This is a genomic window from Arachidicoccus terrestris, assembly GCF_020042345.1.
In the GTDB taxonomy this organism is placed as follows: Bacteria; Bacteroidota; Bacteroidia; order Chitinophagales; family Chitinophagaceae; genus Arachidicoccus; species Arachidicoccus terrestris.
This window is the reverse complement of record NZ_CP083387.1, coordinates 3,972,135-3,982,964: the sequence shown is the minus strand read 5'-3', so window position 1 is coordinate 3,982,964 and position 10,830 is coordinate 3,972,135. Positions and strand designations below refer to the sequence as shown.

General features: G+C 43.7%; 10 protein-coding genes. 6 read left to right on the top strand and 4 right to left on the bottom strand.

Annotated features, from left to right (window positions below; genetic code table 11):
* Window positions 1-272: 272 nt before the first annotated feature.
* On the top strand, window positions 273-866 hold the full coding sequence (locus tag K9M52_RS15615; RefSeq protein ID WP_317197276.1) for an RNA polymerase sigma factor: 594 nt from the start codon (window positions 273-275) through the stop codon (window positions 864-866).
* 128 nt (window positions 867-994) lie between these two features.
* Window positions 995-2,749, top strand: coding sequence for a glycoside hydrolase family 3 protein (locus K9M52_RS15610; RefSeq protein WP_224069363.1), 1,755 nt, complete (start codon window positions 995-997; stop codon window positions 2,747-2,749).
* A 21-nt stretch (window positions 2,750-2,770) separates the two neighbouring features.
* Here K9M52_RS15610 and K9M52_RS15605 read toward each other — a convergent pair whose 3' ends face one another.
* Together K9M52_RS15605 and K9M52_RS15600 are read right to left on the bottom strand one after the other, a co-directional pair.
* Window positions 2,771-3,427: a gliding motility lipoprotein GldH gene (locus K9M52_RS15605; protein ID WP_224069362.1), complete on the bottom strand. Its 657-nt coding sequence runs from the start codon at window positions 3,425-3,427 to the stop codon at window positions 2,771-2,773.
* Window positions 3,428-3,484: 57 nt separating this feature from the next.
* Window positions 3,485-4,360 carry a YicC/YloC family endoribonuclease gene (locus tag K9M52_RS15600; RefSeq protein ID WP_224069361.1) on the bottom strand — a complete coding sequence of 292 codons (876 nt, stop codon included), beginning with the start codon at window positions 4,358-4,360 and terminating at the stop codon, window positions 3,485-3,487.
* A 101-nt stretch (window positions 4,361-4,461) separates the two neighbouring features.
* Between K9M52_RS15600 and K9M52_RS15595 the strand changes: the two genes are divergently transcribed.
* Both K9M52_RS15595 and K9M52_RS15590 read left to right on the top strand, forming a co-directional pair.
* The gene (locus K9M52_RS15595) at window positions 4,462-5,445 is read left to right on the top strand and encodes a sensor histidine kinase (RefSeq protein ID WP_224069360.1); all 984 of its coding nucleotides are present in this window, start codon (window positions 4,462-4,464) and stop codon (window positions 5,443-5,445) included.
* Window positions 5,442-6,152 carry a response regulator transcription factor gene (locus K9M52_RS15590; RefSeq protein ID WP_224069359.1) on the top strand — a complete coding sequence of 237 codons (711 nt, stop codon included), beginning with the start codon at window positions 5,442-5,444 and terminating at the stop codon, window positions 6,150-6,152. The genes K9M52_RS15595 and K9M52_RS15590 overlap by 4 nt, the downstream gene beginning before the upstream one ends.
* A gap of 120 nt (window positions 6,153-6,272) precedes the next feature.
* Here the strand turns inward: K9M52_RS15590 and K9M52_RS15585 are convergent, their stop codons facing one another.
* Together K9M52_RS15585 and K9M52_RS15580 are read right to left on the bottom strand one after the other, a co-directional pair.
* Window positions 6,273-8,315 carry a BatD family protein gene (locus K9M52_RS15585; RefSeq protein WP_224069358.1) on the bottom strand — a complete coding sequence of 681 codons (2,043 nt, stop codon included), beginning with the start codon at window positions 8,313-8,315 and terminating at the stop codon, window positions 6,273-6,275.
* 84 nt (window positions 8,316-8,399) lie between these two features.
* On the bottom strand, window positions 8,400-9,137 hold the full coding sequence (locus tag K9M52_RS15580) for a 2-phosphosulfolactate phosphatase (protein WP_224069357.1): 738 nt from the start codon (window positions 9,135-9,137) through the stop codon (window positions 8,400-8,402).
* Window positions 9,138-9,212: 75 nt separating this feature from the next.
* On the opposite strand from K9M52_RS15580, the gene aqpZ reads away from it, so the two are divergent.
* On the top strand, window positions 9,213-9,971 hold the full coding sequence (gene aqpZ, locus K9M52_RS15575; RefSeq protein WP_262902409.1) for an aquaporin Z: 759 nt from the start codon (window positions 9,213-9,215) through the stop codon (window positions 9,969-9,971).
* Between the two features lie 82 nt (window positions 9,972-10,053).
* Window positions 10,054-10,728, top strand: coding sequence for a protein-L-isoaspartate(D-aspartate) O-methyltransferase (locus K9M52_RS15570; protein ID WP_224069355.1), 675 nt, complete (start codon window positions 10,054-10,056; stop codon window positions 10,726-10,728).
* Window positions 10,729-10,830: the final 102 nt, after the last annotated feature.

Here is a 10,830-nt window from a genome sequence, read left to right as displayed (position 1 = left end):
AGGATAAAGTTACTAATAGAAAGATGTAAAAAAATATTTTTTTTCTTAAAAATGTAGCAAAAAATCCCAAAACACATCACTCACGTTAATTTATATATATATAATTTCAAAAAAAGGAGGTCTTTAATTTGGAAATCATTTAACAAATACCTTATTTTTGTCCTATTAAAACTTTATACGCCTATTGAGCATTTTTACTCTGAACTAATATATTCATTTGGAAACCGGGCTGCTTATCAGAACTGCGCCTATTCCATTAAAATGAACTAACCATGATGAGTAATAATGATTACCCAACGGATACACAGTTGGTATCCCGCTTCCAAAACGGAGACCTAAACGCATTGGAGCAGCTGATTGAGAAGTATAAAGACAAAATTTACACTTCCATCTTCTTTCTGGTAAAAGACAAATATCTGGCAGAGGACATCTTTCAGGAAACCTTTATACGTGTGATTGACACATTACGCAGTGGGAGGTATAATGAGGAAGGTAAGGTACTGCCCTGGATTATGCGGATTGCCCATAACCTTTGTGTAGATCATTTTCGTAAACTCAAAAGAGTTCCCCTTGTAAACACGGATCAAAATGACATGCGGGATATCTTTGATGTAGTGGGTGTCCATCACAATGAGAATGCTGAAACCAAACGAATTCGTCAGGAAACCTACCAACTGGTCAGTATGCTGTTGGACCATCTGCCTGCGTCCCAAAGAGAGGTACTCGTATTGCGCCATTATGGTGACATGAGCTTTAAAGAAATTGCTCGGTTGACCGACTGCAGTATTAATACAGCATTGGGCAGAATGCGTTACGGCTTACTGAATTTACGTAAACTCATGGCCACCTACCAAATAGAGCTCTGACAAAAAAGCATCCCTATATTTTATCCCGCCTTATGACTTATCACAGGCGGGATTTTGTTTTCTATTCAGGCACAAATGGCTAACTTCACGGACGATCCATAGTTTTAATAATAAAATAGCATATGCATATGACGCAAACATCTAATACCAAGTTCTTCTCTTTATTACTCATAGGCATTCTGCTATCAGGCTTTGCCCGTAGCCAAAAATTTTTCCAACACACCACGGCTGCCTCCAGCTGGGTGGACAGCGTTTATCAGTCGTTAACGCCAGACCAAAGGCTGGCACAGCTGATGGTTGTCCGGGAAAGTGGCATTAAAGACGGGAAGCCTGATATCTATACAGAAAAAGTGCTGGATTTGGTAAAACGTTACAATGTCGGTGCAGTTTGTTTATTTCAGGGAGCGCCGGCGGATCAGGCAGTTGTCTTAAAAAAATTGCAAAAGGCTGCAAAAACCCCCTTAATGGTATGCATTGACGGTGAGACCGGACTGGGAATGCGCATGGATGGCGTAGCGAAATTCCCTGATCAATTAACCATAGGCGCCATCAGAAACGGCAAAGATCTCGTTTATAAGATTGGAGAGGCAATGGCCCGACAATGTAAAAGAATGGGTATCCAGGTAAACTACGCGCCGGTCGTGGATATTAATAATAACCCCGCCAACCCTGTTATTGGATATAGATCATTCGGACAAAACAAGAATATTGTATCCACCTATGGAGTAGCGATCATGAAGGGTATGCAGGCTCAAGGCGTCATGGCCTGTGCCAAACACTTTCCCGGGCACGGAGATGTCTCGGTTGATTCTCATCTTGATCTGCCTGTGATCAACAAATCCTTGTCTGAACTTGAAAAGTTAGAACTGATTCCCTTTAAACGGGTTTTTAAAGCAGGTATTGGTTCGGTCATGATTGCACATCTATCTATTCCTAAAATCGACAATACTCCCCATTTGGCCAGCTCTTTATCTCATAAATTTGTGACGGACCTATTGCGAAAAAAAATAGGATTCAAAGGTCTTTCATTTACAGATGCGCTGGAGATGGAAGGAGTGGCCAAATATTTCCCAAAAGGCCAGGTAGCTGTGCTGTCTCTCAAAGCCGGTAATGATATGCTTTGTTTACCCGGTGACGTGAGACTCAGTATTGAGAAGATCAATCAGGCCATCGCAAATGGCGATCTTAACTGGGTGGATCTGGAATCTAGGATAAAAAAGGTCTTATATGCAAAATACCACCTGGGCCTCAATAAGCCTGATCCTGAAAACATCAGGCCCGACCACCTGCTGGAAGATCTCAATGAGGAAGTGACACCATTGAGCGCTCAGGTAGCCCGCCGCAGCCTTACGGCGGTAAAATTGGAGAAAGATAAATTTAAGCCTTTACAAACGGGCAAAAAGATCGCCTATTTACAGGTGGGCGGGCAACCTAAGAACCTGCTTTCCGGCATACTCAGACAAACAGTTCAGGCCGAGAATTTCTATTTTGATTTTAACGACGAAAACGCAATGGCCACCGATATTCTACAGAAAATAAAGGAAGGCGGATTCGACAGAATCATTATTAGTATAGAGGGGTTTAGTAAAAGGCCGGCTGATAATTTCAAAATCAGCCAGCAGGCCTTGAAACTTATCCAAAATGTGCATGATTATAATACCGGATCGACTTTAATTGTCATGGGTAATCCCTATGCCCTGAAAAATTTCACAACCTTTAATAATCTGTTGGTAAGTTATGAAAATGGTGATGTATTTCAACAGGCCGTGGCCGATTTTCTAACAGGAGAGACAGGTGCAAAAGGAAAATTACCCGTAACTGTAACGCCAGGCATGCCTTATGGAAAAGGCCTAATTGTTAAAGCAGGCGAAAACAGGCGGTAGGTTGAGCACGAAAAATATAGGTTATTTTGCAGATGTTCGGGGGGACGCAGACCTTGAAGATTTTGCGGTTGTATCTGCAGTGTTACCTCCGCCGGAATTTTTTGCCGGGCCGGCCCCATCGGATATGCCGTCATCCGCAACTTCAATGCGGATACCCACTTGTAACACGCCAATAAGCGGTTCATCAGGCATAAGGTGGGCCATTACAAAGACGTTGTCTCCAATCGGTAACTTTTGAGGCGCCGGTCCCAGCTTGATTCTGGTTTCAACAACAGTGCCTAGCGTATCACCCAGCCACCTGTCATTTTTGGCCAGCGGCAGATTTACCTCATGAAATATGGCACTATCCCCCGGAGCTATATAACCGTATCTTAACAATAAGTTGTCGTATTTGAATTGTTGACTATGACGGATAACCGCATAAATCCTGTAGGGGTGAGTTGAATCCTGAACATCCAAATGAACCCAGGGCTGATATGACTGCGCCCACGCCTGATTAGGAATCGATACCAGTCTTTCCTGTTTAACAATCTGATTTGAACAGCTGCTCAAACAACCTACAAAAGCCAATATGCAGGCAAGCGTACCTGCCAGATTGGTTATAAAACAGTGTTTGCCCGCTCGCGTACCTATCTTATTAATAATGGAACAAAAAGTAAAATCGATTTGGCGGATCATACCTGTCGCGTTTTAATACCTTTCTGTAATAAAGTCTTAAATAAATTTACCATCAGATCAAAGAACATTAAGTACTTGTTCTTTGGCCTTTTCCAGTTCATCTTTCATCTGAACGACATAACGCTGTATATCCAGGTCATAGGCTTTGGATCCGGTGGTATTGATTTCCCTTCCAATCTCTTGCAGAACAAAACCAAGTTTCTTACCCTTGGATTTACCTTCCTCCAGCACAATTTCCTTAAAATAGGCACAATGGGTCTTTAGGCGAACCTGTTCTTCACTGATATCAATCTTCTCAATGTAATATACCAACTCCTGTTCCAGCCTATGGGCATCATAAGCCTCCTTACCCACATGCTCTTCCAGTATCTTCATCAGATGCTCTTTAATACGTACCTTGCGATTCACTTCTTTGCCGGCGATCTGTGGCTGATACTTTTCAATATTTGCTATTCGCAGTAATAAGTCTTGCTCCAGAGCGGCACCTTCATCTTCTCTATGCTTTTCAATCGCATTCAGCGCATCTTGCAAAATTCTTTCGAAGTCGCCGTATTGCTCATCCGTGAGTACTTCTGTAGAACTGGAAATTACCTCCGGAAGCTTCAATACAGAGCCCAGCAGATTTTCAGTGCTGGCATTCAATTCCCTGGCCAGCCTCTCCACAGAGATATAAAAATGCTTGGCCAAATCAGCATTTAGAGCAACGGACTTGCCGGCCCCGTTTTGTTTGATGGTAACCGTGCATTCAACACTACCTCTAATGAGCTGATCAGAAATCAGGTTACGGATTTTAAATTCAAAAGGCTTCAGTAATGCCGGGAGGTTAAGCCGGATATCATATTGCTTCCCATTCAGAGATTTAATCTCTACTAAAAACGTTTTGTCTCCGATTAATTGTTCCGAACGGCCATAGCCTGTCATTGAAAGAAGCATATATTAATAAATTTTAAAACAAACCTACTTAATTTTAGCTAAATTGCCTGTAAATTCAAATTAAGGGTCGGCTCAAGTGGCAAAATTAGCCCTATTTAGACATGAAAAAACATAAGTTTTATTTTATTTCCTTTACCTATTGGTTTTTACTACTCTATATAGTGTCCGCATTAGTATGGTGGTTCATTTCTTTGGAAGCACAAAACAGGCAAATGTATTTCTACAGATATGAGCAGCTACGTACAGATGATTTTCAATACCAGGATAAAATAGCAGCTTTAAAAGACGCACGCCATCGAAAATCCTTGCAGTACATAGGAGAGGGTATGACTTTCTTTATATTAATTATGATCGGTGCGGCTTATGTTTATAGAACTATTCGTCAGGAAATCAAACAGGCCGATCAACAACAAAACTTCATGATGGCCATCACCCATGAGCTCAAGACCCCGATTGCTGTATCCCGGTTGAATCTGGAGACCATGCTCAAGCGAAGTCTAAATCCTGACCAACGCCGAAAATTGCTGGAAAATACGCTAAGCGAAACAAAAAGGCTCAATACATTAACCAGCAACATTCTGACAACGGCACAATTGGAAAGCGGTCAGCACACCCTCAACGCTGGTGAAGTTAACCTTTCCGAATTATTGGGGGAGCAGCTCATGCAGTTCCGGGTGCGTTACCCGAATAGGATCTTTCAGGGTGAGGTGTCTCCCGATATCTGGGTTAAAGGAGAGCAATTGCTGCTGGAACTGTTGATCAGTAACCTATTGGAAAATGCCGTCAAATATGCACCGGGTCCGGATCCGATATACGCGAGTATAGCAACTTTTAAAGGCAAATATGCCTTACTGAAATTCATTGACCTGGGACCGGGCATTGCCACATCGGAGAAAAATAAGATTTTCAACAAATTTTATCGCGCCGGCAATGAGTCAGTACGTAAGACCAAAGGTACCGGACTGGGCCTTTATCTTTGTAAGCGCATTACCCAAGAACATGGTGGTCAGATCCAGATTATGGATAATCAGCCAAATGGCGCTATTTTTACATTACAGTTTCCGATACTAAAACCGAAAGTATGACAACAGCAAATAATGGCAATATATTACTGGTAGAAGATGAAGAGAACCTCCATGATACTTTAAAACTCAATCTGGAACTAGAGGGTTACAGTGTCACTTCCGCCTATGATGGCAATAAGGCCCTCAAAGCGGTGGAAAATGAATATTTTGATCTGATCATAATGGATGTCATGTTACCTGAACTGGACGGGATCAGCGCTACAGAACGAATCCGTATTCAGAATATAGAGACGCCGATCCTCATCCTTAGTGCCAAAAACACCTCTCTGGACAAGGTAACTGGCCTGAAAAAAGGTGCAGATGACTACCTGACGAAGCCTTTTGATTTGGAAGAGTTGTTACTCAGAGTCTACAAACTAATCGAAAAAAACAAAAAACTGCAAGACAGGGAAACAATAAGCGACTCTTTTAGCTTTGGCAGTAATCAAATCCTGTTTAATGCGCAACAGGCTATTACATGGGAGGGAAAAACCATTGAACTCAGTAAAAAAGAGACAATGTTACTGAAACTTCTTTTTGAAAATAGAAACGAAGTTGTACCCAGGGAAAAGATACTTCAAGTGGTCTGGGGCTATAATGTATTCCCAGCTACACGAACAATTGATAACTTTATTTTAAACTTCCGGAAATATTTTGAGAAAGACAGTCGCAACCCCACTTATTTCCATTCGGTGAGGGGGGTAGGGTACAAGTTTACTGATCTTTAAACGTAAGGACCATCTTAAACGAAAGAGCGAGACGAAATGCTCCCGGGATAGCCCATCCAAAAGGACGGCTACCGCCGGCGCATATTTAACCGGCCATCATTCTGCCTATTTCAGGTCAGGCTATGCTTTCATTGTCTCTATCTTATCCAACACCAGCGTTCTGGACGTTTCAGAGGCTACCGGCAAGTAAAGCGCCTTGTTACAGATGTTAATCAGTGAACTATAATCCCCGTGTAATTCGGGCCGGCTATCCGCCAGGGCTTGTAGCAGGCGTTTCTCATCCGTCTCAGATGTATTCAGCAAGTACTGCAACTGTTCAACTATGAAGGCCTTTGCGAGTACAAAGAATTCTTTGGGATCTTGTCGCTGCTTTAGCTCCCGAATGGCTTCCTGCCGTAATTCTTCTCTGGTTTTTGAAGGCGATACGGGTTGCTCATCGGACCCTACATTTTCTGCTGTCGTTTGATACGGCCCGTTTTTTGCCTTGATCCTATTACTCAATCCTTCGGGCAGGTATTGCAAATGATCTGCCACGTGCGGTAAAGGTTCGCCAGTACTCTTGACATGCTCCTTTTTTTTGTCAACGGATCTTATCGACGAAGAATCTCCGGATTTCATCCTTGCGTCGGCGCTCGCAGCTAACCTGTCCGCGCCCCTATAAGACGCTTCGTGTTTTTTTACAGGATCAGGATCTGACACAAGGCCTGTTTTCCTATTTTTCTTTTGGCTTTTTGCTTTCCTCCATTCGGCAAACCCAAATATGCCTCCCACAACAAGAGCAATACCCGCTACAATCCATAGATAGTCGCGATTGGTGCGGTGATGCTGAGACAGCCCCGCCGCAAGACCATTGTCCTTTAACGGCGCGGTAAATTGTATCTGAATAGCATCAGTAGAATCAGTTACATATTTTTTTGTATCAGGATTAAAGAAATTAAATGTGATTGGCGGTATAATAACGCCGCTTTCCTTATTGCCAATAAAAGGGATCTCAAAATCCAGGGACCGTTCCATCGGAAAATTCGTTTTATTGACCGATTGACTGTCTCTCGCGTCATACGCCTGGACACCGTCAGGCCATTTTATGTCTGGCACGGTAACCCCATCCAAATTTCCGGTACCCGTAATGTGAATATGCAAGCGGTTATTCTCTCCGGCAGGTAATTTATTATTATCCACCGTCGCTCGGATCTGGAACTGACCGATTGCTCCGGAGAAGACATCCGGCTGCCCGTCTTTTGGTAGTGGCAATACTGTCACCATCTGCGGTTTGCTTTTGATTAATGCTGAAGCCGTATTGCGGTCGGCCGGATTGGACGCATCGATAAAAGTCGTTTGTACGCTGACAGAAGAAGAGTCTAAGGGGAGTGTGCCTGTCTTTAAAGCAACTAACTGTACTTTACGGATCCCTCCGACTCTATAATCCCGACCATCGACTTTAACTCTATAAGGATATAATTTTCGTTCAATATCCGTTACACTGAACCCATTAAAAGAGGGGAATCTTTCTGGCTGCCAGTTACAGTTTGCTGCGCCAAAAAATTCATAATCCACCAAAATTGGTTCACCCACATAGAAGCTGGACTTGGAGGGTGTGATTTTTATAAAAAAATCATGGGCCGCTGCCTGGTCATAACTCTGTCCCGGATGTACGATAACTCCGGATACAGGCGGGGGTGTAGGGTCGGGCGTCCCGAAGATGTCAGAGGGGAAACCCATATTCGGCATCCCCTGCAGTATTGATCCAAACGGAGAATTGCCACTGCCAGCTGACTTTCTTTGAACATGTTCCTTCTGCAGGACTTTGACAGTACCATCGTGACAGCTCAGTTTCTTACCGTTATAATCAATCGTTATACCTGGCACCTTTAAAGTACCGATATGTTTGGGATAAAGCGTAAAAGTATAGGAAATTGAAGAGGTCGCATTCCCATTATAAATTTGTGTGCTCTGGCTAAATGAAGGCCCATTGACATCCCAGTCGTTAAAGGTAATATCCGGCAGGTTCGGTCGGCTGATATTCTTAAATTCATAGGTGACCGAGACTTGATCCTTCGAGCCAATGCTTTTATCTGAGATATGCAGCTGAACGGAGGGCTGCGCCATCAGCCCGCAGATAAAGAGTCCGGATATGAATAAAACGAGAATCGACCGCTTACACATGGTGTCCAAATTTAATCACCTCTGAAGTTTTAAAAAATCTTGTTTGTAAAGATTGGGAATACTTTTGAAATACTTTGTTAACAGTTAGCAGGATGCTCCCAGGGCAGTTAATGCGCCCGATTTCCGGTCATAAAACGGTAAGACCTCTGCAGCTCCCGCTGTGACACAGAACTCCAGATCCTTTTCTAACCCAAAGGCTTTGAGCCGATGCCAATGGGAAGTGTTTCGAATAAAAGATTTTATATCATGTTGATGTAACAGATACATTTCTTTGGCCATTAAAGCACTGTCGCAATTAACAGAAAAATACTGACCGATCTGATTCACAACAGCACCGGCGAACAGCGTATCCTCCAGATTAAATCTGTCCTTCCAGCCAGAACAGGCCAGTATCACGTCTTTATCGCCTTTCAGCAAATATTGAGACACACTGTTCAGGTTAACAAAAGATCCTGTAACAACCTCGGCGGCTCCTTGCTGCAAAGCCATATGCAGTAGCTTTGTACCATTGGTCGTGGTTAAGACCAGTTCCTTGCCCTTTATAAAGGCAGGAGGATATTCCGCGGGTGAATTTCCATGCAGTAACCCTTCAATGACCTGACCATTTCTTTCGCCAGCAGTAATAGCACCCAGCGCTGCACCCAGGGTCTTACACCCATCTACATCGGCAACCGGGTAAACCGCCCGGGCGCCGTTACTTAATGCCGTTGCAATGGTGGAAGTGGCCCTGAAAACATCAATGATCACTACAATAGCTCCATTTAGCGTATACAGATCCAGTAGTCTTGGTGAAAGGACAGTATATAGACTTCGTTTTTCCATGGCTGCAAAATAAAGAACTTTTGAGCATAAGCATAATATATTGTATTTTCAATACACGAATCTGATGCTTTTTTTGTGTCTGGTTTGATTTTTTCACCTAAAACTTTAAAATTTATGAAAAAGTACATTGCTGAATTAATCGGTACCATGTGGTTGGTACTCGGTGGATGCGGTGCGGCTGTTCTTGCAGCAGCTTTCCCTGAATTGGGTATTGGGTTTGTGGGTGTTGCGCTTGCCTTTGGACTTACCGTACTTACCGGCGTCTATGCCTTCGGGCATATCTCCGGCGGCCACTTCAACCCTGCAGTCTCTATCGGTCTATGGGCCGGCGGGCGCTTTGCGGGCAAAGAAGTAGTGCCTTATATTATCTCTCAGGTACTGGGTGGTATCCTGGGTGCTGCGATTTTATACGTGATCGCTACAGGCAAATCTGATTTTACGTCTATAGGTGATTTTGCTTCTAATGGCTATGGCGAGCATTCGCCCGGTGGTTATAATATGGCCGCCTGCATTATCTGTGAAGTTGTCATGACCTTTATGTTTGTCATGGTGATCATGGGGGCCACCCATAAAAAAGCATCGGGCGCATTTGCTGGTGTTGCCATCGGCCTGGCGCTGACACTTATCCATCTGATCAGCATCCCGGTTACCAACACCTCAGTCAATCCTGCCCGGTCTTTAGCTCCGGCTATTTTCCAGGGCGGCTGGGCACTTGGACAGGTCTGGCTATTTTGGGCAGCACCTATTATAGGCGCCATCCTGGCAGGCGGTGTCTATAGGTGGTTGCTACCAAATAATATTCCTGAGCCGGAGACACTGGAACCCAGTGCATAAATATTCATTATAGAGAACAGATCTCTAATTTTATCCACAACATAAAAACGCATAATGCTATTGCTGTAATTTGCAGCCGATTATGAGAAGATATGAAGATACATACCTGCACAAGGGGTTAAGAAAACAGTTGGTTACTTACCTAAGGGAAGTCAGAGGTATTCGGGATAACCGGGTGCTGGAAGCCATGAATCAAGTGCCCAGACATTTTTTCCTCGACTCAGCTTTTGACAGAATTGCCTATGATGACAGGGCATTTCCCATAGGAGAGGGGCAAACTATTTCCCAGCCCTATACGGTAGCCTACCAATCTCAACTGCTGGAAGTAAGACCTACGGACAGTATTCTGGAAATTGGTACGGGCAGTATCTATCAGGCTAGTGTGCTTGCGGCTATGGGTGCCGATGTATTCACTATCGAAAGGCAGCACAAACTCTTTGAAGCCGGAAAGGATTTTCCGCTTAAAGACAGGTTCCCCAATATCCATTTCTTTTATGGAGATGGTTACAAAGGGCTACCGGATTATGCACCTTTTGATAAGATCATCATTACTGCGGCAGCGCCTTATATTCCCGAAAAGCTTATGGCCCAACTCAAGATCGGCGGCAAAATGGTCTTGCCGGTACAAGATGAGGAAGAGTTTCAGACCATGATGCGCATCACTAAAAATGACGACGGCACATGGGAAGAAGAGACCTTTGACCATTTTTCATTTGTACCTATGCTGGAAGGCAGCAGCGACCAGGGCAATAAATAGCCTATTGCAAGGCCAATACAACTAAATCCCCCGGTTTTATTCGATCGAATAAGCCGGGGGATTTAGCTTTTTTTACAGAAATGGCGTTCCGGCCAGCTGACG